The sequence below is a fragment of the Paenibacillus sp. sgz302115 genome (assembly GCF_056120445.1).
Window position 1 is genome coordinate 36,450 of sequence record NZ_JBVYOK010000025.1, and the last position, 25,109, is coordinate 61,558.

Annotated in this window: 22 protein-coding genes; 17 read left to right on the forward strand and 5 right to left on the reverse strand. The window is 48.2% G+C overall.

What is annotated here, in order from left to right; translation table 11 throughout:
• Nucleotides 1–217: 217 nt before the first annotated feature.
• The 6 genes from AC0LWN_RS28440 to AC0LWN_RS28465 all read left to right on the forward strand — a co-directional run bounded on the left by AC0LWN_RS28440 (nt 218) and on the right by AC0LWN_RS28465 (nt 4,636).
• Complete coding sequence (locus AC0LWN_RS28440; protein WP_474671323.1) at nt 218–808, forward strand: chloramphenicol phosphotransferase CPT family protein; 591 nt, start codon at nt 218–220, stop codon at nt 806–808.
• 135 nt (nt 809–943) lie between these two features.
• The gene (locus tag AC0LWN_RS28445; protein WP_474671325.1) at nt 944–1,423 is read left to right on the forward strand and encodes a DinB family protein; all 480 of its coding nucleotides are present in this window, start codon (nt 944–946) and stop codon (nt 1,421–1,423) included.
• A 26-nt stretch (nt 1,424–1,449) separates the two neighbouring features.
• A complete protein-coding gene (locus AC0LWN_RS28450) occupies nt 1,450–2,301 on the forward strand; it encodes a class I SAM-dependent methyltransferase (protein ID WP_474671327.1) in 852 nt (283 codons plus the stop codon).
• The gene (locus tag AC0LWN_RS28455) at nt 2,295–2,825 is read left to right on the forward strand and encodes a DinB family protein (RefSeq protein WP_474671329.1); all 531 of its coding nucleotides are present in this window, start codon (nt 2,295–2,297) and stop codon (nt 2,823–2,825) included. The genes AC0LWN_RS28450 and AC0LWN_RS28455 overlap by 7 nt, the downstream gene beginning before the upstream one ends.
• Nucleotides 2,826–2,945: 120 nt before the next feature.
• The gene (locus AC0LWN_RS28460; RefSeq protein ID WP_474671331.1) at nt 2,946–4,058 is read left to right on the forward strand and encodes a copper amine oxidase N-terminal domain-containing protein; all 1,113 of its coding nucleotides are present in this window, start codon (nt 2,946–2,948) and stop codon (nt 4,056–4,058) included.
• Nucleotides 4,059–4,078: 20 nt separating this feature from the next.
• Nucleotides 4,079–4,636, forward strand: a complete 558-nt coding sequence (locus tag AC0LWN_RS28465) for a cysteine hydrolase family protein (RefSeq protein ID WP_474671333.1) — start codon at nt 4,079–4,081, stop codon at nt 4,634–4,636.
• Between the two features lie 11 nt (nt 4,637–4,647).
• Here AC0LWN_RS28465 and AC0LWN_RS28470 read toward each other — a convergent pair whose 3' ends face one another.
• A complete protein-coding gene (locus AC0LWN_RS28470) occupies nt 4,648–5,172 on the reverse strand; it encodes a CDP-alcohol phosphatidyltransferase family protein (RefSeq protein ID WP_474671335.1) in 525 nt (174 codons plus the stop codon).
• Between the two features lie 89 nt (nt 5,173–5,261).
• Here AC0LWN_RS28470 and AC0LWN_RS28475 point away from each other — a divergent pair, with 89 nt between their 5' ends.
• Nucleotides 5,262–6,278: a tetratricopeptide repeat protein gene (locus AC0LWN_RS28475; protein ID WP_474671337.1), complete on the forward strand. Its 1,017-nt coding sequence runs from the start codon at nt 5,262–5,264 to the stop codon at nt 6,276–6,278.
• 111 nt (nt 6,279–6,389) lie between these two features.
• Here AC0LWN_RS28475 and AC0LWN_RS28480 read toward each other — a convergent pair whose 3' ends face one another.
• The 3 genes from AC0LWN_RS28480 to AC0LWN_RS28490 are packed head-to-tail and all read right to left on the reverse strand — an operon-like array spanning nt 6,390 to nt 10,754.
• Nucleotides 6,390–7,355 carry a sugar ABC transporter substrate-binding protein gene (locus AC0LWN_RS28480; RefSeq protein WP_474671339.1) on the reverse strand — a complete coding sequence of 322 codons (966 nt, stop codon included), beginning with the start codon at nt 7,353–7,355 and terminating at the stop codon, nt 6,390–6,392.
• Nucleotides 7,352–8,950 carry a response regulator gene (locus tag AC0LWN_RS28485; RefSeq protein WP_474671341.1) on the reverse strand — a complete coding sequence of 533 codons (1,599 nt, stop codon included), beginning with the start codon at nt 8,948–8,950 and terminating at the stop codon, nt 7,352–7,354. Before AC0LWN_RS28485 ends, AC0LWN_RS28480 begins: the two co-directional genes overlap by 4 nt.
• 1 nt (nt 8,951) lies before the next feature.
• Complete coding sequence (locus tag AC0LWN_RS28490; RefSeq protein ID WP_474671343.1) at nt 8,952–10,754, reverse strand: cache domain-containing sensor histidine kinase; 1,803 nt, start codon at nt 10,752–10,754, stop codon at nt 8,952–8,954.
• A gap of 263 nt (nt 10,755–11,017) precedes the next feature.
• On the opposite strand from AC0LWN_RS28490, the gene AC0LWN_RS28495 reads away from it, so the two are divergent.
• From AC0LWN_RS28495 to AC0LWN_RS28535, 9 genes are all read left to right on the forward strand, one after another.
• Nucleotides 11,018–12,064 carry an ABC transporter substrate-binding protein gene (locus tag AC0LWN_RS28495; protein ID WP_474671345.1) on the forward strand — a complete coding sequence of 349 codons (1,047 nt, stop codon included), beginning with the start codon at nt 11,018–11,020 and terminating at the stop codon, nt 12,062–12,064.
• 83 nt (nt 12,065–12,147) lie between these two features.
• Nucleotides 12,148–13,659: a sugar ABC transporter ATP-binding protein gene (locus AC0LWN_RS28500; protein WP_474671347.1), complete on the forward strand. Its 1,512-nt coding sequence runs from the start codon at nt 12,148–12,150 to the stop codon at nt 13,657–13,659.
• A 7-nt stretch (nt 13,660–13,666) separates the two neighbouring features.
• Nucleotides 13,667–14,707 carry an ABC transporter permease gene (locus tag AC0LWN_RS28505; protein ID WP_474671349.1) on the forward strand — a complete coding sequence of 347 codons (1,041 nt, stop codon included), beginning with the start codon at nt 13,667–13,669 and terminating at the stop codon, nt 14,705–14,707.
• Nucleotides 14,697–15,665 (forward strand): galactofuranose ABC transporter, permease protein YjfF, encoded by a 969-nt coding sequence (gene yjfF / locus AC0LWN_RS28510; protein ID WP_474671351.1) that lies wholly within the window; start codon nt 14,697–14,699, stop codon nt 15,663–15,665. The genes AC0LWN_RS28505 and yjfF overlap by 11 nt, the downstream gene beginning before the upstream one ends.
• 93 nt (nt 15,666–15,758) lie before the next feature.
• Entirely contained in the window at nt 15,759–16,799 is a 1,041-nt protein-coding gene (locus tag AC0LWN_RS28515; protein WP_474671353.1) for an ABC transporter substrate-binding protein, read from the forward strand.
• Nucleotides 16,800–17,021: 222 nt separating this feature from the next.
• Nucleotides 17,022–18,923, forward strand: a complete 1,902-nt coding sequence (locus AC0LWN_RS28520; protein ID WP_474671355.1) for a carbohydrate-binding protein — start codon at nt 17,022–17,024, stop codon at nt 18,921–18,923.
• Between the two features lie 41 nt (nt 18,924–18,964).
• Nucleotides 18,965–20,617 (forward strand): glycoside hydrolase family 43 protein, encoded by a 1,653-nt coding sequence (locus tag AC0LWN_RS28525; RefSeq protein WP_474671357.1) that lies wholly within the window; start codon nt 18,965–18,967, stop codon nt 20,615–20,617.
• Nucleotides 20,618–20,776: 159 nt separating this feature from the next.
• Complete coding sequence (locus AC0LWN_RS28530) at nt 20,777–22,249, forward strand: protein adenylyltransferase SelO (protein WP_474671359.1); 1,473 nt, start codon at nt 20,777–20,779, stop codon at nt 22,247–22,249.
• Between the two features lie 202 nt (nt 22,250–22,451).
• On the forward strand, nt 22,452–23,636 hold the full coding sequence (locus AC0LWN_RS28535) for an MGDG synthase family glycosyltransferase (RefSeq protein WP_474671361.1): 1,185 nt from the start codon (nt 22,452–22,454) through the stop codon (nt 23,634–23,636).
• Between the two features lie 122 nt (nt 23,637–23,758).
• Here the strand turns inward: AC0LWN_RS28535 and AC0LWN_RS28540 are convergent, their stop codons facing one another.
• Entirely contained in the window at nt 23,759–24,607 is an 849-nt protein-coding gene (locus AC0LWN_RS28540) for a helix-turn-helix transcriptional regulator (RefSeq protein WP_474671363.1), read from the reverse strand.
• A gap of 170 nt (nt 24,608–24,777) precedes the next feature.
• On the opposite strand from AC0LWN_RS28540, the gene AC0LWN_RS28545 reads away from it, so the two are divergent.
• Nucleotides 24,778–25,095, forward strand: a complete 318-nt coding sequence (locus AC0LWN_RS28545; RefSeq protein WP_474671365.1) for a Dabb family protein — start codon at nt 24,778–24,780, stop codon at nt 25,093–25,095.
• Nucleotides 25,096–25,109: the final 14 nt, after the last annotated feature.

Consider the following 25,109-nt stretch of genomic DNA (forward strand, 5'->3'; position numbering starts at 1 on the left):
CCGTCTGCCAGCGGCAAGCTACGGGTGGTGTCAAAAGAAAATAATATTCTAGACTGAAAAATAAAGTATTAGACTGACGATGCTTCATTAAGCTATACGAACGGGCAGGATATTTCAATCGCTTCTCGAATTTTTTCTGAGTTAGATAATTTTATTAACTTTGTGAATTTAAAGTTATCTGAAAGATACACAAATCTTATAAGTGAGGGTGATTCGTTTGAAGCAAGGACTCATTGTGTTGATGAACGGAACTTCAAGTTCAGGGAAGACTAGTATTTCTATGGAACTGATGAATCAGAAAGAGATTCCTTTTCATCATTTATCCATAGATGCTTTTTTTGGTAATTACAATGATTTTATTGATAATAATTTTCCGGATATTGAACCTACAAGAGAAGTAGATGATGTTGGAAAAATACTTTTTGATCCCATAGCCTCAGTGTATTATGCAACAATTAAGTTGTTTTCAGAGATGGGTTTAAATGTAATCGTCGATAACGTAATCGACAATGACAAGCGGTTTAACGATTACCTTGATGTATTGTTTGATCATCCAACATTGTTTGTAGGCGTATTATGCTCGAAAGAAGAACTCACAAGAAGAGAGCAAATCAGAGGAGATCGACAGATTGGACTAGCGAATTCCCAATACGACCAAATATATTCCTTTAATGAATATGACCTTACAGTAAATACTGAAGAATTGAGTCCAACAGAAAGTGCCGAAAAAATACTAGGCTTTATTAAATCCGGTCAGGATTACTCTGCTTTTAAGAAATTAAGTAAAAGAAATGTTAGTGTTTCCTAGATGGCGTGTAACTTTATTTTCTTTAGACACACGGTGCATAAATGTAATCCTTGCTTATAATTATTCTTTCCAGACCGCTCCCCGCTTCCATATGATATTTTAGAATTAATATGCAGCGTGAAATGGGGAGTACGAGTGGCTTACGCCTTTGAAGTATTAACTGACCAACTGCTTGCGAATGCGAATGACCCGAGCTGGTATATGCCTTTTGCAGAAGCGGTAAAAGATCTGAGCGAGGAAGAAGCAACGTGGAAGGCAAGCGAAGACAGCAGCAGTATTGCCGGGCTTGTTCACCATCTGCTGTATTGGAATGAAACGTGGCAGACCCGGTATACAGCAGCAGATGTCGCAGCCGTTCCGGCTGTGGGGGATAACGCGGATACTTTTACCGTACCTCACGGCTTGTCCTGGAATGAACTGACCACCCGGTTGACAGATGTTCTTCTGCGGTGGGAGAAGCTGCTGACACAGGAACAGCTTGATACGTCGGTAAAGGGATTTCCTGTAGATGGTAAATGGTGGCACGTGATATCGAATGTAGCGACCCATAACGCCTATCATATTGGCCAGATCGTTTACATTCGTAAACTGCAGAAGAGCCGGAGAAGTTTCTGAAGCAAATTACGTGAGGAGTTGCTATAGTGATAAGCAAACTGATACAGGAATGTGGCAAGCCTGACATTTTTCAAGAGGGAAGCGCCCAAATGTGGACGGATGATTACATATCTGGGCAGTTACTAGCATCTCATCTCGACCCAATGTCGGATGCAGCAAGCCGGAGACCGGAAGTGATAGATAGGACGGTTCATTGGCTCGATAATTATGTATGTCAGAACACTCATTCCAAAGAAATTCTTGATTTAGGATGTGGTCCGGGGCTCTACACACAGCGGTTAGCAAAATTAGGCTACTCTGTAACAGGCATTGACTTCTCGAAAAGATCGGTTGAATATGCCAAGCAACAAGCAGATGCTTCAGACTTGGCGGTTACTTATTTAAATGAGAACTATGTAACGTATCATTTCCAGGAACAATATGACACCATTTTTATGATTTACTGTGATTTTGGAGTTTTACCCGAGATGAGCAGAGATGTGTTACTTGGGAAGATATATGAAGCTTTAAGACCCAGCGGGGTGTTTGCGTTTGATGTATTCCGTCCAAATCACTATAAGGATCATACAGAAACACAAACCTGGGATGTATCGGGCGGAGGCTTTTGGAGACCTGACCCCCATATCAATTTGAGTTCGAGCTATTGGTACGAAGACGCAGGTGTTCATTTGAGCCAATATATTATTGTAGATGAAATGAATGATTTTGAAATATACAACCTATGGGATAAAACCTATACAAAAGCTGAAATTAGCTCCATCTTAGCGAAAATTGGGTTTATTGGCATGGAGTTTTATAACGATTTCTCCGGTGAACCTTTTACTGAAGAGCATGAGACGATGTGCGTTCTGGCAAGAAAGGGAGATCATAAATGGTAAACATGGATAAGCTCTTTCTGATCACTGATATTCCAGGGTATTCACCACAAATCAGCCGTTTGCTCTCTATGATGAATTACGCAAGATATACAACTCTTGAATCGGTTAAGGGTCTATCCACCCAGCAACTGGATTTTCTGCTTGATCCGGGGAGCAATTCAATCGGGGCGTTATTACTACATTTTGCCGCTGTAGAATATGCCTATCAAGTGGAAACCTTCGAGAAGAGAGACTTAACGGAAGAAGAAATGGTTAAATGGGGAGCAGCCTTGAACTTAGGTGAAGAAGGACGGGCGAAGATCAAGGGCAATGATTTGAGCTACTATCTGGAGGAGCTGGATACAGTCAGACGCAAGACGCTTGAATGGTTCCAGACTGTGGATGACGAGTGGTTATATGCGGAGGAGCCTTTCTGGGGCAACCAGCCGGCGAATCACTATTTTATGTGGTTCCACGTTTTTGAAGATGAGATTAACCACAGAGGGCAGATTCGAATCCTCCGAAAAAGATGTGCTCATGTATAGCAGCCGATGGGCTGCTTTATTAGTGAAATGGAAAAAATAAGAAACCTATCGGAGAAATTTGCGTCTATACATCACAGGAATAAGGCTTCGTTATCTATAACCTGAGAGGATGGACGATAATTGGTTAAAAAATGGCTGATCGCCCCAACACTTGCCGTTTCATTGCTTCTAGCCCCAATTACAGATGCCGCTTCAACTGCTTATTTCAAGTACACATTGGAGGGTGGGGGTGAGAGTACCAGTTCGGCGCTGCTTAAGAATGGAGTTACCTATGTACCAACCAGTCACTATGAGTCGCTGGGGCTTCGGGTCACATGGGATAAAGCCCACCAAAAGGCGCAGTTTATAGGCTGGAACAAAAAGATTGGTGTTCGTCTAGGGAGTACAAAGGGCGTTCTCGACGGTGCTATCGTTGATCTTGGAGGTATTCCTTTTGTATATGGTGAACAATTGTATGTTCCAGCCCGTTTCCTGGTTCGTTCCCTGGGCGGGACTACGGTGAGCTGGGATTCAGCGCAGGGCGTCTATACTGCACAAGGGCTTAAGACATTTGACAGCGCAAGCGCAACTTATGCCGGAAATAAGTATACCGTTGATAAACAAACCGGGAACCTGTATGTCACCGTTCCATCGGGCGAACCCAAATTACTCGCGAAGCTCGGGCCTAAGCTTTACGATATGATTCAGTTTGATTTCAAAAAGACCCCAAAGGGCCTGATCTATCTGACAATTACGGATGTTTATGGAGAGCCGCACATCACCAACGCCTGGTATACGCTGATCCTCAAGAATGGAATGGTGATCCGTCAGGACAGTGTCAAGTACTGGAAGCGGAATGGAGATAATGTGAAAATGTACGGCAATACCCTGGTGCTTACAGGTGGCAAAAAACTCCGGTTGATTGAAGACGGAACAGGGGAGGTAACAGAGACGCTTGACTTAGTCAAACTTGGCGGCGAAGCCGATACGTATTTGGTTGAAGGAATGGATGATGATTTTCTGCTGATTCGTCCGAATCAGAAGGGCATCCTCAAGCTGATCGAACGCAAGACAGGAAAACAGACATTGCTATATCAAAAGCTCCTCGACGCCGAGCAGCAAGAGTATGCAGAAACGAACGATCTTCCGTTCTTTGGAGACAATCTCAAATTCGTGAAGCGTGAGGGGGATGCGCTGCTTTTTACGAATGAGTATGTGCGGGATGGTAAGATTTATAAATATATTTTGAAGTAGAAGGAAAGGGGAAAAACCATTTGAATCAAGCGTTAATTATCATTGATGCGCAGCAAGAATTGATAGATGGGAACCAGAAGGAAAGTGCGGTATTTAACAAGGAACAGCTTATCGGGAATATTAATAAAGTGATTCGAAAAGCACAAGAGGCTGATGTTGAAGTTGTGTTTGTAAGGGATCTCGATGTAGCTGAAGGACAAGGTGCTGGCTTTCAGGTGCACAATGAAATCAATGTGCCTGCAGAGGCCAAAGTCTTTGACAAGCTGGCAACTAATTCTTTTCACGGGACCGGACTGCTGCAATATTTGAAAGAACAACAGGTTGAGCATGTGGTTATTATGGGCTGTAAAACACAGCATTGCATCGACACTGCAGTCAGAACAGCTACTGTTAGCAATATGGATGTTACATTAGTTGGTGATGGACATTCTACAACGGACAATGATGTGTTAAGCGCAGAACAAATCATCAAGCATCACAACAGTGCATTACATGGACACTACAATGTCGAACACTTTTCGTTGGTCAGAAGTTCTGAGGATGACTTGTTTTGTCCAACACATGACTCTTATAGATAAAATAATCCTTATTATAACAGTCCTTTTCGGTTTAGCTGCAACTCGCTTGATGTTAGTAATATGATTAGTTCCTCAATGGCGGATAAGGATGCAACCACACACACAATAGTCGTCCATAAAGTGCGCGGGAGGTAGGGGAGACATATAGGAGTGATGAAAAGAATGATGCCGGTGAGCTTATTGCCGTAGGTGTGAATACTCGCGTAGGTTTTGAATTTGTACAGGGCTGTCATGACCGATGCTGCACGGATGATCGCGATGATTAAGATCCATAGGATGATTCCACGGGTAAGTCCCAGAAACGGATATAGTGTAAATAATGAGACCCCTACCATTAAAGTGTCGGCAACGGAGTCCAGCTTTGCCCCAAACCGGCTTGTTGTACCCGTCTTTCTCGCAATATGCCCATCCAACAGATCGGTGAATGCGCACAAAATATAGATAGTAAGAAAAGCCGGGCCTAGAGGCTCGAGGAATAGCAGTATGAGTGCCATACCGATTCTGCCAAGCGTTATACAATTAGGTACCACCTTCATTGACAGCACCGCCTTTGTGCAGGGATGTATCTATAGTATACCATTGTGATGAGTAAGATGAATGTAACACAACATAAAGGGGGAATATGGTGGATTATAAGGCTATTCATCATAAGCTACAACTTGAATTTGAGCAAGATAGAACAAATACACATGTAATAAATCAACTGGCTATCGCCTGTATGGAGATCAATGATTACTATGAAGCTTATAGACTCTTTCAGATGAATTTAAAACTTAACTCTACTGTGGAGTCATTAACAAATTTGGCTTACTTTTATTTTCATGAGGGGGAGCCAGACACTAAAAACAGTAAATGGATTAATCGCGAAGAAGAAGCAATAAAACTTCTGGAAAAGGCCTCATTGTTAAACCCGGCTACTGAGATTCCAAGTGCTTTGCTTGGAGAGATTTTTTTCGCTGCTGGAAAATGGGCAGAGGCAAAAAAAGCTCTGGAGCTATCGATTCAGGTTAAACCTACATATGAGAATTTACATAATCTAGGCTCAGTATTGTACCAGCTCGGACAGTTGGATAAAGCTTCAAAATTTTTTTGGCGGGCTCATCTATTAAAAAGTAATCATTACAGTTATCTTGCTCTGTATTATTACGTAATGTGCCAAATCAAATTAGGCGGTTTTCCAGAACAAGAAATAATGGAGCTGGAGGAAGCTCTGGATAATAAATTCACAACAGTGGATAAAGACAGGTTAGCTAATATCTATTATGAAATGAATCAGTTCTCAAAGGTTGTAGATGCGTATGAAGATACAATATTATGGTTTAGCCCGGATTGGGTGCTCCCCTACTTTTATTCCTTAATTCAATGTAATTATCTGGGGAAGTCGAATGAGCTAAGGGATAAGGTTTTGTTGCATATTGCTGAGCAAATACAGGATTGTGAGCAGGATGACGATGAAGAATTTATTCTCGAAGACCGCCAAAGGTACATGAAGGAAATAGAGTCTGATAAGCAAGCCTACTTAGTAGGATTCGAGAAAATCCAGACCTCTAATTATCGCCCGACCATCACGGTCACGGCTGACATCGAAACAAAGTGCTACTTATTTGGTTGTATGAGACACGGAAATTCTAAATTAATTTAATACTTTGAGTGGCAGCTCGCAACCCGGTACAACCAGCAAGATGAAAAGCAGCAGACTTAACCCGTATTTCTTCATTTGCTTCACTCCTCTCCGTGATTACCTCCAGCGAAGCTAGTCACCGATAATCGTAATTTTCGTATCGATCCATTTCGCAACCTCTTTGTGTCTGGCTTTTAGCAGCAGCGCATTTATAATATTCTCTCCCCAGCTCTGCTCGTTCTGTGAGATTACGCGTGTGATCTGTCCGTTGTCCATCGCTTGCTGCAAGGGCGGGGTGAGGCCAAGCGCGATATTGTAACGCTTCAGGCCCTTGGCTTTCCAGACAAGCACAGAGCTTGAACTGGAGACAAAATCCAGACTGATCAAGGCGCTGAAATGGGGATGGTTGGATATCATTTGCTCCAATTGTAATGCAGCGCTGTTCTCGCTGCCGTCATTATGGCGGATTTCCAGCACATCAATCTGCGTATGCCCTCCTAGATATTCCTGAAGTCCCAGCAGGCGTTCCTCAAGTCCAAGCATGCGGGACATCCCGGATTCTACGAGGATCATCCCTCTTCCGCCTAGCAGGCGATCCACAGTCTGACCAATTACAGCACCGGTCTGTCTATTGTCAGCACCGATAAATGCTTCTCTTCTGCTGTCAGGCGAATCCGATTCAAAACAGACCACGGGAATACCTTGGGCCACCGCTTTATTAATAACGTCAACTAGAGCGTCAGAATCCACCGGGGCAATGGCGATTCCATCAACTCCCCGCTTGATCATCATCTCCATAATCCGAACCTGCTGCTCCAGATTTGCTTCATCGGGCGCTTGAACCAGCAATTGAATGTTATGTTTCTTTGCTGCTGCTTCAGCCTTCTCCGTAATCATCTCGTAGGTGGCGTTCACCATTGGATAGATAATGCCGAAGGTCAGGGGCGGTCCCTTATCATCTTGGGAAGACGAATCAACGCCTACTTGTTGCGGTGGCTGATTTATCGCTCCGTCCGAATTGAAGCAGCCGCTGAGAAGAAGGCCTGCTATCAGCAGCATGATCGGGAAAAGCCCCGTCCGCGTTCTGAAAGAGTTCACAGATACCCCGCCCCTTTTTGAAGGGGGTTAAGCCGATCCTCCAGATTTCCGTGCTTCCGATACTCCATGGGGGTCATCCCGGTTACTTTTTTGAACAGATTGGAGAAATAATGCTGATCGTTGTAGCCTATGCTATATGCAATCTCAAACGTTTTATGTCCCGTCGTCTTCAGAAGCTCCTTGGCTTTATCCATTCGTGTGGCGGTTAGAAATTCAGTAATCGTCTGTCTGGTTTCCTGGCTGAATATCTTGCTTAGATGGCTGGGGCTGACCCCGACCTGTCTGGAAATGTCGTTAAGAGAGAGTTGCTCGTTGTCATACTGCTCCCGGATGTAATGTTTTACTTTTTCAATCAGCTCCCGGTATTTATCCGAACCTTCTGACCGCCACTCCCAAAGCCGCTCAAACAGCCTTTTCAAATAATCGAGGCATTCGCCGGTATTGGAAACATACTTTAACTGCTGCTGCAGTTCTTTGATGATCTCCGCAGGATTGGCGGACGCACGAAAACAGCTCTTGGCCGTCTGCACCAGCTCAAGGGTGATGTCGTTCATCAGGTAGTAGGCGTACACGGAATTCCAATTCATCGTTTCGAAGTCCGCGGAGAGCTGAAGCAGAAATGCGGAAGCTTGCTTGCTATCCCCCAGCTTCAGAAACTGGATCAGCCGGTTCCGGTCGAGCAGAACGCTATCTGTTGAAGGATCAAAATAAGCATCGAGCAGCGTCTCAGAATGCTGGCGGGACATCTTTTTATACATCCGGTCGTTTTCGGCTTCCAGGTAGGAAAGATGAATTCCCTGAAGGCGTTCCCGCACATCGCCCAGACTGACGGATAGCTCACAGCCGCAGGCCGTTCTCAGCTTTTGCATGAATGTCTCGCAAGTATCTTTCAAGCTTCTGCTCATTTGCTCCGGATCGTTGCCTTTAAAGATCAGAACGGTTTCAGTTCGGCTGCGCTTATAGGTGAAGGCATCCGTCAACTCTTTTAGCATGCTTGCGAGCAGTTCTTCAGAATTAGTCATAGGAGAGGGACTGATCTTGATTTCTTCACTTCCAGAAGGAATTAACGTGAATATGGCAGTTGCATAATAAGGGGCCATTAGTGGCAGAACAAGCTGCTCCGCAGATTCGATGGCGGCAGCGGTGCTGATCAGACCTCCGCACAGATCAGCGAACAGCTTCTCGGGCGTGCGGGCATAGTTACGTTTCAGGCGCAGTTCTTCATCAATTCTGGCGCTGACACTGCGGAGCAGCTGCAGCAGATCGGCAGAGCTGAACGGTTTCAGGCAATAATCCTCAACACCGAGCCGCAGCGCTGTCCGGGCATACTGGAAATCATCGTGACCGCTCAAAATGATGATTTTGATATTCGGGAATCTTTGGCGGACAACCGAGCTAAGCTCCAGTCCGTTCATGAAAGGCATTTTGATATCGGTAATGAGGATATCCGGGAGCTGTTCGCCGATGATCGGGAGCGCCAGCTCGCCATCGGGAGCGTCGCCGCAATAGATAAAACCTTCTTTTTCCCAATCCACACATTCCCGTATACTTTCACGGATTAAAATCTCATCGTCTACAAGCATTACCTTTTTCATGTCAGGTCCCCCTATTCTTGGGTATGCGAACCCTAATTTGCGTACCAATGCCTTCCGAACTGTCCAAGTGGATGCCATACGTATCTCCGAAATATAGCTGCAGCCGCTGATGCACATTCTGGAGGCCAAATCCGCTTTGAGCGGTATCAGCGCCCTCCGATTGAATCGGATGCTCTATTTGCTCCCTGAGAAGCCCAAGCCGTTCCCCGGGAATGCCAATTCCATTGTCGGATACGGTAAGCACAACTGAGTTCCCATCCGCATAACCGCCAATGCTGATGATCCCCTTGCCTCGTTTATTCTTAATTCCGTGATATAGAGCATTCTCTATCAAGGGCTGTAGCGTCATATTCAGAATCGGGTATTCCTGCAACTCCTCAGCAACCTCAATCCTGTACTCAAGAATGTCACGGTAACGCATCTGCTGGATGATCAGGTAGCTTTGCGCATGAGCAAGCTCAGAGCTGATCTGTACCCAGTCGCGTCCTTTATTCAGGCTGAGCCGGAAGAAGTCGGATAGCGCTTTCACAATACGGATGACGCCATCGTTTTTGCCCGCTTCAGCCATCCATACAATAGAATCGAGGGTGTTGTATAAAAAATGAGGATTGATCTGCGCCTGCAATGTCCGCAACTCCGCTTTTTGCAGCTGTTGCTGCTCTTGGATGCTTTGCTCCAGCAGCTCTTTGATCTTCTCCACCATAATATTGAAGCTTTGACCGAGGTCGGCGATTTCATCAGTTCCTTCCGGCTTGACCTTGGCTTCCAGATAGCCGCTTGCGGTCAGCCGCATCTTGTGCTGCAGAAGCTGAATGGGCCGGGTCAGCCGCTTCGTAAGCAGAAAGTGGAGAGTGATCACAAAAACGATGCTCAGCAATACGCTGACGATAATTAGCTGCCTGATCCGGTTCGCTTCGGCAACGATCTCCTGCAGAGGAGCCATTCCGATAATCGTCCACCCCGTCGAGACAGAGGAAGTATGAACAATGAAACGGGGCGGGCCAGCGGTTTGCAGCACAAAGCTGTCGCTTCCCTTCAGACCGGAGACAGGGATCCTTGTTTCTTGGATTAATGCCAGATCGGTCTTACTGACGGGAGGGACATAGATCGGGTTGTTCTGCTGGTCCAGAATGTAGAAGAACCCTGTTTTACCGATAGTCACCTTATCGCAGAACTCCTTAATGAACGAATCGTCCAGGTCCACAATGACAAATCCGATCACCTCGTGCGTGATCCGCTGCTTGACTGCGGTCATGATCGAGATCACACCCTGATCCTTGTAAGTAAAACCGTCGACCCGGTCATAGCCGGAGATAGTAGATGGAGGAATGCGGAGAATGATATCCGGGTCTTGGGCCAGCGTCTGGAAATGCGGATTGCGCAGCGGATTGATATTGGATTGAAAGATACCTCTGCGTTCACTAATGCCTTTGCCGTATAGATTAATCAGGCTGATGTTCAGTACATTATCATATTTGTAGGTCTCCCGGTAAAGGGTGAAGGTCTGAAGAATATTCTTAGCTTCCTGATAGGTTTCAGATTGTGAGAAGAGAAAGTGGATGACCTGGGGATTATTGCTGAGTTCCAGAAGCCGCTCGGTGTCTTTGAACAGGTTATCAATGTTCGTCCCCAGCATGTCTGCCTGGAGCATACTTGAAGCTTTGCTGTGACTGGAAATCGAATGATAGGATTTCTGATATGAAATGAGGCCAACAGCCATCAGCGGTGTCGTGGACAGCACAATAAACAAAGCCAGCAATTTTGCCCTCAGGCTGGAGGAGATCCATCGTATGATCCGCATCATCGGTAGTACCCTTTCACAAATAGCATATATTTGGCTTCAATTTATAGTTTATAACAAAAAAGGTATGCAAGATACAAAAAAGAAAACACAATCAAAATTCACACTTTTTAAATAAAAAATTACACAAAATCATCCCGGATACTGAAAAAACAAAAAAATAGAAAACAAACGCCAAAGGCTGCCCGTATATAAGAAATTTGGAAGCGTTCTATAATCATTCCAACACCAAACGATGGTGAATGAAAAAGGGGAGGAAGATTGTAATGAAAAAATCCAGAAAAATAGGAGCTGTGCTTGCACTCACCTTATCCATGGTCATGCTTGGAGCATGCGGCAGTAATAATGGGGGGAATACGGCGGCAAATGGGGGGAACAGCGGAAAGACGGCTACGGAAGCGCCAGCCGCAAGCAGCGGAAGCAAGACGGAGGCAAAGGATATTACGCTGGGCTTCTCACAGGTCGGCGCGGAGAGCGGCTGGCGCAGTGCGAATACCAAATCTATTCAGGATTCTGCAAAAGAAGCCGGCTATACGCTGAAATTCTCAGATGCGCAGCAGAAGCAGGAAAATCAGATCAAGGCACTCCGGTCCTTTATCCAGCAAAAGGTTGATGTTATTGCATTCTCTCCAGTTGTGGAATCCGGCTGGGATACCGTACTCAAGGAGGCCAAGGACGCGGGAATTCCGGTGGTTCTGACCGACCGTGCTGTGGATTCCAAGGACACGTCGCTGTACGTCACCTTCCTCGGCTCTGATTTCGTAGAAGAAGGCCGGAAGGCTGGGCAGTGGCTGTCGGAGCAGTACAAAGATGCCACAGAGGACGTCAATATTGTGGAGCTGCAGGGAACTACTGGCTCAGCACCGGCCAATGACCGTATGGCGGGGTTTGCCGAAGTAATCAAGGGCAATCCGCATCTCAAAGTGATCGCCTCGCAGACAGGTGACTTCACCCGGGCCAAAGGCAAAGAAGTTATGCAGGCGTTCCTGAAAGCGAATAAAGATATCGATGTCCTGTATGCCCATAACGATGATATGGCGCTTGGTGCGATTCAGGCGATTGAAGCCGCAGGACTTAAACCCGGCCAGGATATTAAAATTATCTCCGTCGATGCCGTCAAAGACGGAATGCAGGCGGCCAGTGAAGGCAAAATCAACTTTATCGTGGAGTGCAATCCGCTGCTTGGGCCACAGTTGATGCAGGTCGTGCAGAATGTCGTGGACGGCAAGTCCGTAGAGGCCCGGATTGTGACCGAAGAAACAACCTTCACGTCCGAGCAGGCGAAGGAGGCCCTGCCTAACCGCCAGTATTAATTGCCAGGAAATCCACAACGCCACTCTGCCGAAGGCAACTTGCCGGGGGGGTGGCTTCTGAACAATGAGGAGTGAATGCGATAATGAGCACGCAGAGCCCCATACTGCAAATGACGAAGATTCATAAACGGTTTCCGGGCGTCAAGGCGCTGAGCGATGTGGACCTTAGGCTGTTCCCGGGCGAGGTGCATGCCTTGATGGGGGAGAATGGCGCCGGGAAGTCAACGCTAATCAAAGTGCTGACCGGTGTGTATTCGATTGATGAGGGCAGCGTGGAAATGGAGGGAACTCCAATCTCGGTACACAGCCCGCTGGAATCGCAGAATGCGGGAATCAGTACAGTGTATCAGGAGGTCAATCTATGCTCTAACCTGACGGTGGCCGAGAATATCTTCATTGGAAGAGAGCCGCGGCGCTTCGGTCGGATTCTATGGAAGGAGATGAACCGGCTTGCGGCCGAGCTGCTTTCGGAGCGGATGAATTTGCAGATCGACGTTACCCAGCCGCTGCATATGTATTCGGTAGCGGTGCAGCAGCTAATCGCAATCGCCAGAGCGCTGAATATTTCAGCCAAGGTACTGATTCTGGATGAGCCGACCTCAAGTCTGGATCAGAATGAAGTCGGGCAGCTGTTCCGGATTATGAGGAAGCTGAGAAGCGATGGCTTGTCGATATTGTTCGTTACACATTTCCTCGATCAGATGTACGAGATCTCCGACCGGGTGACTATCCTCCGCAACGGTGAATGTGCCGGTGAATATTTGACCAAGGAGCTGACCCGGCTGGATCTGGTGCTGAAAATGATCGGCAAGGATCTTAATCTGCTGGAGGAACTGCCCAGTCTGGCGGAAGAATACAAGGTGCTTATAGGCGATGAGCTGATTAGGGCTGAAGGTCTTGGACGCAAAGGCGGAATCGAGCCGTTTGATCTTTCCATCCGCAAAGGCGAGGTAGTGGGCCTGGCCGGGCTGCTAGGCTCAGGGCGGACGGAGGCAGCGCGGTTGTTCTTCGGAGCCGACAAAGCGGATTCGGGGAAACTGATTCTCCCTGAATCGCATGGAGCGGTGCATTCTCCCCGGGAAGCCATCAGCCAGCGAATCGCCTTCTGCTCGGAGAACCGCAAGACGGAAGGCATCATTGGCGATCTGACGGTAAGGGAGAATATTATACTTGCCCTGCAGGCGAAGTACGGGACATTTAGGTCCATTTCCCGTAAGCGGCAGGAGGAGATGGCCGAGACATACATCCGCATGCTGAACATCAATCCTCCAAGCCCTGACCATCTGATCAAGAATCTAAGCGGCGGCAACCAGCAAAAGGTGCTGCTCGCCCGCTGGCTCCTGACTGAGCCGCAGCTATTCATTCTCGATGAGCCGACACGGGGCATCGACATTGGCGCAAAGGCGGAAATTCAAAAGCTGGTGCTGTCGCTCTCGCGGCAGGGGATGTCCTTCCTCTTCATCTCCTCCGAGCTTGAGGAAGTGCTCCGGGTGAGTGACCGGATTGCCATTTTGCGCGACCGCCGCAAGGTGAAGGAAATTTCGGATCAGGACATGGGTCAGCAGCAAATTATGCAGGCCATTGCGGGAGGCTGAAACGATTATGAGAAAAATAGCACAACACCATTTATTCTGGCCGCTGTGCGTGCTGGCCGCATTGCTGCTGTTCAATTTGTTCTACTCCCCGGATTTCTTCTCGATCACGATGCATGACGGGCATTTGTACGGCAGCCTGATTGATATTCTCAACTTCGGCGCGCCGCTTATTCTGGTGGCCATCGGGATGACACTGGTGGTAGCTACCAAGGGCATTGACTTGTCCGTCGGCTCCATTGTCGCGATCTCAGGAGCCATTGCCTGCCTTAGCATCAGCAAAGGCTCAGATCAAAATGCGCTGGGACTAATCTTGACCTCCGTGCTGCTTGCGGCCGGTGTATCGCTCGTACTGGGCGCATGGAACGGCATGCTGGTCTCCAGAGCCGGTATACAGCCGATTATCGCCACACTGATCCTGATGGTCGCCGGACGGGGAATCGCCCAACTGATTACCGGCGGTCAGATTATTACCGTAACCAGCGCCAAATATGCCTATATCGGCTCCGGTTCGCTTGCTACGCTGCCGTTTTCGATTTTTGTTGTAGCCCTGGTTCTGGGCATTGCTCTGCTGCTAACCCGAAAAACAGCCTTGGGCCTCTTTATTGAGGCAGTCGGCTGCAATCCGACAGCCAGCCGGATGACAGGCATCCGCTCAAATGGGGTCATTCTGGCGGTCTATTTATTCTGCGGCTTATGCGCGGGCATCGCCGGACTGCTGCTTAGCTCCAACGTGTCCAGCGCAGATGGCAATAACGCTGGCCTGTGGTATGAACTTGACGCTATCCTGGCGGTTGTCATCGGCGGAACCTCTTTGAATGGCGGACGTTTTTATCTTACGGGTACGGTGATCGGAGCCCTGATTATCCAGACGCTGACCACAACCATCTACATGATTGGTGTTCCACCGGAAATTACACTGGTCGTCAAAGCCTTCGTTGTCCTGGCGGTCTGCCTGATTCAATCGGATACCTTCCGTGCCGCCATTGCCTCGCGCTGGAGAACGCGGCATTACCCTGCAGAGAAGGAGAGCGCCCGTCATGTCTCTTAACCGCAAGTACATTCCGATTGTCGTCACGATTCTGTTGTTCCTCGTTATGTTCGCTGCCGGTTCCTTCCGGTATACCGGATTTTTCTCGCTCCAGGTGCTGATGAATCTGCTGGTCGATAATGCCTTCCTGCTGATAACGGCTGTAGGCATGTCGTTTGTGATTTTGTCGGGCGGGATTGATTTGTCTGTCGGCTCCATCATTGCCTTGTCCACGATGATCTCCGCCAGTCTGGTGCAGCAGCATGGCTGGCCGCCTGCGGTGGTAATCCCGCTGGTGCTCCTGATGGGCGCCGCTTTCGGGAGTGCGATGGGGGCCATTATTCATTATTTCAAAATTCAGCCGTTCATTGTGACGCTGGCAGGAATGTTCCTGGCCCGGGGTCTGTGTTATGTGATCAGCATTGATACCATTACAATTGATAATTCTTTCTATACGGCCGTTGCCCAGACCAAGCTCGCGCTGCCGGGCGGAAGCTTCTTGTCCATCAGCGCCGTTATTGCTCTGATCGTCGTCGCTGGCGCTATTTTCACTGCCCATTACACCCGGTTCGGGCGCAATGTGTATGCGCTTGGGGGCAGCGAGCACTCCGCTCTGCTCATGGGGCTCCCGGTGGCGCGGACCAAAGTGCTGGTCTATACGCTAAGCGGATTTTGCTCGGCGCTCGCGGGTGTGGTCTTCACCTTTTACATGCTGTCGGGGTACGGGCTTCATGCCGTCGGCTTTGAACTCGATACCATCGCGGCGGTCGTTATCGGCGGCACACTGCTGACCGGGGGTGTAGGTTATGTACTGGGTACTTTCTTTGGGGTACTCATTCAGGGAGTGATTCAGACGATTATCAGTTTCGAGGGCACGCTGAGTTCATGGTGGACCAAGATTGTCATCGGCCTGCTGCTGTTCGTATTTATTCTGCTGCAGCGGGTGTTAAGCTCGGGGCGCCCGACGCTAAAACAATAACTGCAACAGCCTGCATTGGGAGACAAAATTTTCTTGTTTCCCAATGCTTTTGTTATATAATTGTAAACGTTATCATTGCGGGGAGGGATAGGGATGAGTATGGTCAAATGGTGTCTGGTGCTGCTGGTGGTGCTGCTGCTGATCAGCGGCTGCTCAGGCGGCGGAAACGACAATACGCAGGCTCCGATCATGCAGCAGGAGGGTCCTGTGGTGACCGGTTTGCTGCCCCCTGCAGATCCCGATGCGGTAAAGCCGGTGGTGCTGGGCTTCTCCCAGCTTGGTTCGGAGAGTACCTGGCGGGAGGCGAATACCGCTTCGATCCGGGAAGCCGCTATTGAGGCCGGGATCACCCTCATAATGAAGAACGCCGAGCAAGACCAGCAGAAGCAGTTCGAGGCCATTCGCTCCTTTATCCGCAGTAAGGTTGATATTATTGCGATTGCTCCCGTGGTAGAGACCGGATGGGAATCCATCCTTCGGGAAATCAAGCAGGCGGGTATTCCGGTTATTATATTGGACCGTTCCGTTAACATAGAGGACAGCTCGCTTTACGTTACTTTTATCGGCTCTGACTTTTATGAAGAAGGCGTGAAGGCGGCCAAATACGTGATTGATAAAATGCGCCACCAGTCCGAAGTCATTACCATTGCTGAGCTGCAGGGTACAGTGGGCTCGACGCCGTCGATTGACCGGGGGCGGGGATTCCGGAAGATGCTCCAGGGTAAACCGAATCTCCAGATTACACAGAGCAAGCCTGCAAATTTCACACAAATCGGCGGGCGTGAGGTTATGAAGGAATTTTTACAGCAGCCCAAGGAAAAGTGGCCCGAGGTGCTGTTTTCCCACAATGACGATATGGCAATCGGTGCGGTGGAGGCGATCAAGGAGGCGGGCCTCAAGCCGGGCAGCGATATTATTATTGTCTCAGTGGACGGTACACGGCGGGCGTTCGAGCAAATGGAGGCGGGTAATATTAATGCCGTAGTTGAATGCAACCCGCTGCTTGGGCCACTGCTGATGCAGGCGGTAAAAGAAATCATGGCCGGCCGGACACTGCCGAAGCGAATGGTGACGCCTGAAGACATTTTCACTCAGGAGCTGGCAGGCATGGAAGTGGAGAATCGCAAATACTAAATGAAAATACGAAAAAAATTAAACCTTTCGAATAAAAAACTACATTGTACTAGGGGTGTTAGTATAATAAAATGGGCCATGTTAGCAGATAATATCAAATTTTGGAAACTGATATAAAACGGGGGAGGGGAAGGTTAATTTCATTATGCTGGCAATCTCATGAATTGAAAGCGGTATCACAACTCGGAATACAATCAAATCAAAATGGGAGGTAATCTGTACATGCTCAAAAAGTTCGCGGTGTTTGCATTAGCTTTTACATTATTGCTGAGCTGTTTACCCATGCGGTCTGCTCTTGCGGCCAACAGTCCGCTTGCCAAGCTTCCAGGCAACTCTAATCCTCTGATGGACCACAAGCTGGGAGCCGATCCCTTTGCGCTGGTCTATAATGGCAGAGTCTACGTGTATATGTCGAGCGATGCGTATGTATACAACAGTGACGGATCAATTAAAGACAATGATTTCAGTGCGCTTAATAAAATAAACGTCATCTCGTCTGCGGATATGGTGAACTGGACAGACCACGGTGCCATTCCGGTCGCAGGGGCGAATAATGCCAATAATGGAGCGGGGATTGCCAAATGGGCCTCACTCTCATGGGCTCCTTCAGTGGCAACCAAAAAAATTAACGGCAAGGATAAATTTTTCCTGTATTTCGCGAATGGAGCCTCTGGAATCGGTGTGCTAACGGCGGATTCTCCGATTGGTCCGTGGACAGATCCGCTAGGAAAAGCTCTCGTCACTCTCAGCACCCCTGGAATGTCCGGAGTTACATGGCTGTTTGACCCGGCAGTACTGGTGGATGATGATGGTACCGGATATCTGTATTCCGGCGGGGGGATACCCAATACCTCAGATCCGGCGTCTGTCGCCAATCCCAAAACAGCCAGAGTGTTAAAGCTGGGCGCAGATATGACCAGTATTATTGGAAGCGCTTCAACGATTGATGCCCCTTATATGTTCGAAGATTCCGGAATTCATAAGTACAACGGCAAATACTATTACTCCTATTGCATCAATTTCTCCGGTACACACCCGTCAGCTTATCCGGCAGGTGAAATCGGGTACATGGTGAGCAGCAGCCCTATGGGACCTTTTACTTACACAGGGCATTTCCTGAAAAATCCATATACCTTCTTCGGAGTGGGCGGAAACAACCATCATGCGGTGTTTAACTTCAATAACCAGTGGTATGTAGTGTACCATGCCCAGACTGTCAGCAAAGCCCTGTTAGGAGATGGAAAAGGCTACCGTTCCCCGCATATCAACAAGCTTGTGTATAATGCTGATGGAACCATACAAGAGGTTCAGGGAAATATGGCGGGGATCGCCCAGATTGCCAATCTCAATCCATATATTAGAACAGAGGCGGAAACCATCGGATGGAATGCAGGTATTGCAACCGAGGCTACGCAAGCAACAGGCGGACCGGCCAGTAATATGAATGTGACCAATATCAATAATGGTGACTGGATCGCTGTAGGCAATGCTGACTTTGGTTCCGGCGGAGCCAAGACGTTCAAGGCGAATGTAGCCTCAACGGTAGGCGGCAAAATAGAAATACGGCTCGACAGCGCAACAGGTCCTCTTGTTGGAACGCTTAATGTCAGCTCTACTGGAGGCGCGCAAACCTGGAAGGAAATTGAAACGGCTGTAAGCAATGCTACAGGGGTTCATAATGTATTCTTGGTGTTTACCGGAACAGGAAGCAGCAACTTGTTCAATTTAGATTACTGGCAGTTCAGCTCTAATTCGGCTTCCACTGGAACCAGGGTTGAAGCTGAGAGCATGACGCTTGGCGGTTCATACGCCGGGAAGATCAGTTCTCCTTTCAGTGGAGTCGCTTTATACGCGAACAATGACTATGCGGCATACAATCAATATTTTGCCAACGCTACCCATAATATTTCTGTCCGGGGCGCCTCGAACAATTCCGGCACTGCCAGAGTAGATTTGCAGATTGGCGGGACGACAGTCGGTTCCTTTAATTTCACCGGAACGACGCCGACTGTCCAGACCTTGTCAGGCATTACTCATGCAACCGGAGATCAGGAGGTCAAATTGCTCGTAACCACAGATAACGGGAGTTGGGATGCTTATGTGGATTATATCGAATACAATTAATGCTCGTGATTTGAAGCTTAAGGAATAGGAGCGATCTGAATATGTATCGGAAAATAGGTACGCTATTGCTGGTTTTTCCATTATTACTAAGTTTGATCACCAGTTCATCTGCATCTGCAGGTACTACGTTTACTAATCCGTTTATATACGCGGATGTTCCAGACAACGATGTAATCCGGGTAGGCAATGCTTATTATATGACCAGTACAACCATGCACATGAACCCCGGAGTGCCGATTATGAAATCTTATGATCTCGTCAACTGGGAAATCGTAAATTATGTTTATGATATCTATGCCAATAATGATGCCCAGAATCTGAACAACGGACAGAGTGAATATGGGAGGGGATCATGGGCAAGCAGCCTCAGATACAACAACGGCATCTATTATGTCTCCTTCGGTTCCAATTCGACTGGCAAAACCTATATCTATCAAACGAGTAATATCGAAACAGGTCCATGGACGTACTCAGTGCTTGGAAGCTACTATCATGACGCTTCGCTGCTGTTCGACAATGGACGTGTATTCCTGGTCTATGGCAGTGATAACATCAGCATTATCGAGCTTACGGCCGATGCAAAAGCGATCAAATCCGGCGGACTGAGTCAGGTGATTATCCCGAATTCCAGCAATATCGCCGGCACAAGCTTCATCGTCAAGGCCGAAGGCGCGCACATCCAGAAGATCAACGGCTACTACTATGTGTTCCTCATCGTCTGGCCATCGGGAAGCGGACGCACACAATTGACTTACCGTGCCAGCAGCTTGACAGGGCCGTATACAGGACAGGTTGCACTTAAAGATTCAGGTATTGCCCAGGGAGGAATTGTCGATACGGCCTCGGGCTCCTGGTATGGCATGCTGTTCAAGGACAGTGGGGCCATTGGGCGTCTGCCGTATCTGGTTCCGGTGACATGGTCCAACAATTGGCCGGTATTCGGCGTGAGTGGTAAAGCCCCGCTCACTATGAATGTTCCTGTTGAAGGCTATCCGGTTAAGAAGGTATATGCGTCCGATGAATTCTCATCTCCCCAGGCCACTAGCGAGCTTATTATAAACGGGGGAATGGAGGATTCCACTACAAGCCCCGGGACGAACGATGAATCGTTTGTAGGAGCTTCATCGTCAGGAGTGACGCTTGCTAAGGTGTGGCAATGGAACCACAATCCGGATAATGCGAATTGGTCTCTGACACAGCGTCCCGGATTTATGAGACTGACTACAGGCAAAGTAAGCACAAGTATTCTGGATGCTAGAAATACACTGACCCAACGGACCTTCGGACCGAAAAGCACCGGAACCATTGCTATGGAAACAAGCGGAATGAAGGACGGCGATTATGCAGGTCTGGCTGCCTTCCAGGCGAAATATGGATTTGTAGGCGTAAAAATGTCCGGCACCTCCAAATCCATCGTGATGGTGAATGCCAGCTCAGGCACAATGACGGAAGCGGCCAGCGTTCCTGTCACCCAGAACAGAGTATACCTTAAGCTTCTCTGTGACTTCACCAATCAGACGGATAAAGCTTACTTCTCCTACAGTCTTGACGGCAACAGCTGGAAGGCTATAGGCAATACGCTTCAGATGTCCTACACATTGCCTCACTTTATGGGCTACCGTTTTGCTTTGTTCAATTATGCTACCAAATCAACGGGTGGATTTGTTGATTTTGATTATTTACGCTTGGAGTAATAGTTCTCTCACAGCGATCCCCTTCTTGGGGATCGTTTTGACTATCCGGCCCATGAAGATATGAGCTGTAATCTCGTTAAGAAAGGTGGCGTCTGGATAATAAATGTGAAGCAGTATACACTAAAAAGAAAAACCAAGCTGCCCCAAAAAGGAGACCTTATGACCGAGCATAAAGGAATACATACAGGCTGGAACTTCGATAATAGTTATGCTAATTTGCCGGAAGCATTGTTTTCACGGCTCAAGCCAGCTCCTGTCCGCTTGCCGAAGCTGGTCTTTTTTAATGATCAATTGGCAGCTTCATTAGGGTTGAATAGCCCAGCACTGCAAAGCGATGAGGGCGTAGCGGTTCTTGCCGGCAACGCGGTGCCCGAAGGTGCGGAGCCGCTTGCTCAAGCATACGCAGGTCATCAATTCGGGAATTTTACCATGTTGGGTGACGGCCGGGCCGTGCTGATTGGCGAGCAGATCACTCCGCAGGGTGAGCGGTTTGATATTCAGCTTAAGGGATCAGGCAGAACGCCATATTCGCGCGGTGGCGATGGCCGGGCTGCGCTTGGACCGATGCTCCGTGAATACATCATCAGCGAAGCTATGCATGGGCTGGGTATTGCTACTACCCGCAGTTTGGCGGTAGTCTCAACCGGAGAGTCGATCATTCGCGAAACTGAGCAACCGGGCGCTATCTTGACTCGTGTGGCTGCCAGTCATCTGCGCGTCGGTACCTTTCAATATGTCGCAGCAAGGGGGATAAAAGAGGATCTCCGGGCTTTGGCAGATTACACCTTGCAAAGACATTATCCAGGAGCTGATGATGAGGATAACCGTTATCTTTTCTTGCTTAAGGAAGTGGTGAAACGTCAGGCGGAATTGATCGCTGGGTGGCAGCTTGTCGGCTTTATTCACGGGGTAATGAACACCGATAATATGTCCCTTAGCGGAGAAACCATTGATTATGGCCCGTGCGCTTTCATGGACACTTATGATCTTGGAACGGTATTTAGCTCGATTGACCGTCAGGGCCGTTATGCCTTTGGCAACCAGCCGCGTATTGCCGCATGGAATCTCGCGAGGTTTGCTGAGGCTTTACTGCCGCTGTTGCATGACAATGAGCCGCAGGCTATCGAGCTTGCTGAGGAAGCCATTTCAGAATTTGGCGTGATATTTAACCAGAATTGGCTCACGGGAATGAGGGCGAAGCTCGGAATCTTTAACGAAGAACCAGACGATGAATCGCTTGTTGAAGAGCTTCTCGGCATGATGAATAAGCATCGTGCGGACTACACCAATACCTTCCGTGCCTTAACTTTGGGCAAGCCGGAAGATACGGCCATGTTCGGAACTGAGGAATTTACCCAGTGGCATGAGCTATGGCAGGCGAGACTGGGCAGACAAGAGGAATCACAAGACTCTTCACAGCAACTGATGCGCAGCAGCAATCCTGCGGTCATTCCGCGCAACCACAGAGTGGAAGAAGCACTGGAAGCCGCGGTGAATCAAGGAGACAACAGCGTGATGGAGCGGCTGCTTGGAGTTCTTTCGAATCCTTACGCGTACTCTCCCGAACAAGCGGAGTATTCGACACTGCCTGAGGCATGCGCAGGTCCGTATCGAACCTTTTGCGGTACGTGATTTGTTTAAGTAATTGGTTAACGTGCTGTGTTATATTCGTAATTACTAATGAACATCTTTCGGGGATTTTTCCTTAAGATGTTTTTTTATTATGAAGACCATCTTAAGGTAATCGTAAGATTCAGTTAAGAAAAAAGAAAATTCAGAGCTGTACAATAAGAATCGCTGAAGACAATAGCTGTTCCAAGGGAAGGTGAAACACATGGGTATGAAATTAAGGGGAAGAGAAAAGATATTGATTCTGTCCGGCACTTTGGGAGACGGGCATATGCAGGCAGCAAAAGCAATTGTGGAGGCGTCCGCTCTGTATAGACCGGGTGTTACCGTGGAGGTAATCGACTTAATGGCCTGGGTGCATCCCCGCCTGCATACCTTTGAGCGGTACTGTTTTTTGCAATGGGTGAAGCATTTTCCTTCATTCTACGGATATATGTTTCAAAAGACCCGTGTAGACAACACCATGTCCCAATTATTAAAACAACTCCGTTTGTTCAGCATTCAGCGAATGGTCACATTGCTGCAGGAATCCAGGCCTACAGTAGTGGTCTGCACTTTTCCTCCTGCGGCCGCGGCAATATCCCTGCTGAAGGGGAGAGGTCTGATTGATCTGCCGGCGGTCACGGTTATTACCGATCATACCGATCACAGCTACTGGATTCATCCGCATACGGATCTCTATTTGGTGGGGTCCGGCCTGGTGCGTTCGGCTTTGCAGCGTAGGGGAGTTCCCAAGACGAGAATTACCGTGACAGGTATCCCGGTTCGTCCTTCCTATAGCCAGACCTTGGACCGAAGGGAGCTGCGGGCCAAACATGCCATGAATCAGGGAGCCTTCATTGTACTCGTCATGGGTGGAGGAGAAGGAATGATTGACAAGGCTTTTATCGACCAAATGAAATTGGGGAGCCTGCTGCCTAATGTTCAGTTCGTGATGATTTGCGGGCGTAATAGAAAGTTAAGGGAATATCTGCAAGTGGAGTTGGAAGGCAACCCTAATGTACTGCTAAAAGGATATGTAGAGGGCATTCATGAGTGGATGGCGATGGCGGATGTATTAATGACCAAGCCGGGAGGACTTACCACCTCTGAAGCGCTGGCAAGCCGGTTGCCCATGCTGCTTTTTGAGGCCCGGCTTGGACAGGAACGGGATAACGCCGATTATTTGGTCTGTGCCGGAGCAGCATGGGAATGCGGCGTCTGTGAGCTTCAGCAGCAGCTGCAGCGGTTAATGGATAACCGGAGGATTTTGAGCGAGATGAAAAAAAGGGCCGGGGAATTCATGCATAGTGACTCCGCCCGGCTGGCCTTAACTGAGATAATGAACATACAGCAATATGCTCCAAGGGCAGCATGGAACTCTCCTGATCAGCAATACGCATATATTTAGAAAAAGTTAAAAAGATGGAAAAAAGTGATTTCAAAACAATTGAATATTCCTGCTCGAGCGATGGTGAAAGTCATCCGTAGCTTGAACAATGCCAAACTTACAGAAGTAAGGTTGACCGATTTTTAAATAAAAGGAGACGACAGCATGAGCTGCTCCATTTTTGCGATGGTGCCATCTGGATGCGGAACATGAATGGATACGGTCAGATTTGGATTCTCCAAGGATTGAAAGGAGACCAGGTTGAAATTCAGCAACCCTAAGTTCGGGCAGCGCAACGCTTTATGGCTGTCGATGGCTTCCCTTACGTCGTGCGTTTCCCAGAATTCTTGAAACTCGGGGCTGGCCTTGGATAAAGCTTCGAACTGCTCTGACCACCAGGGATCATCTGCATGGCGGGCGTAACCGGCATGAAATTGAGCGGCGATGCGGCGGGCGTGAAGCTCCCATTGATCTCCTTTCAGATATCGGAATCGCGGAGAGGTAAAGGTCATCCACACAAAATTCCGCTCGCGTTCGGTCATGGCGGATAAGTCGCCGTTTATGGCGCAGTACGCAGAATTCCATGCGACGATGTTCATTCGGGTGTCCATGATGCTGGCAGGAGAAGTGCCGAGACTATCCAGAAAACCTTGCAGCGACGGACTGATGATGGAAGGTTCCTGAGATTGCGCCAGTGGCAGCTCTTTGCGGGCCAGGGAAAATAGATGCTTGCGTTCGGCGGCATCCAGCATGAACACATTGGACAATCGTTCGAGTACTTCGGGAGAGACATTAATGTGCCGTCCCTGCTCCAAATAGGTGTACCAATCCAATCCTACCTCTGCGAGCATAGCAACTTCTCCCCGGCGAAGCCCGGGAGTACGCCTGCGTCCGCTATATGGCAAGCCGACCTGCTCGGGCCGAATCCGTTCCCTTCGAATCCGCAAGAATCGGGCCAGTTCCTGATATCGATCTAATTGGGGGGTAGACATATTGTTCTTCCCTTTCAAATGAAATTCATAGGGAGAGTGGGACCGGCAATCCCAGGATAACCAAATCTCTTCCTTACGAGTGGAGTTCTGTGTACAATAGCTTATGTCATCCCATGATTAGAATCAATGAGGACAAAGACTGTAGTAAATAATCGAATGGAGGATTCATCATGTACGAGCATATCGTTCTTTTTAAATTTAACAGCAGCGGCACGGAGGAACAACAGAATGAAGTCATCCAGACCGTGAAATCCTTCAAAGCTTCTATTCCCGGTATTATTGAGTTAAGCGCAGGCATCAATGTCACAGAAGAAGTTGAGAATAGAAATGGATATACCGTTGGAATTCGGATTACCTTCGAAGACAAACAGGCGAGTCAGAACTATTTCCATCATCCGCTGCATCAGCAATTTATGCAGCACGTAGGCAGCTTGATCGAAAGTGTCATTGTTGTGGATTATCCGTTCAATAAACCCATGTCTCCGTGACATGGGTTTAATTT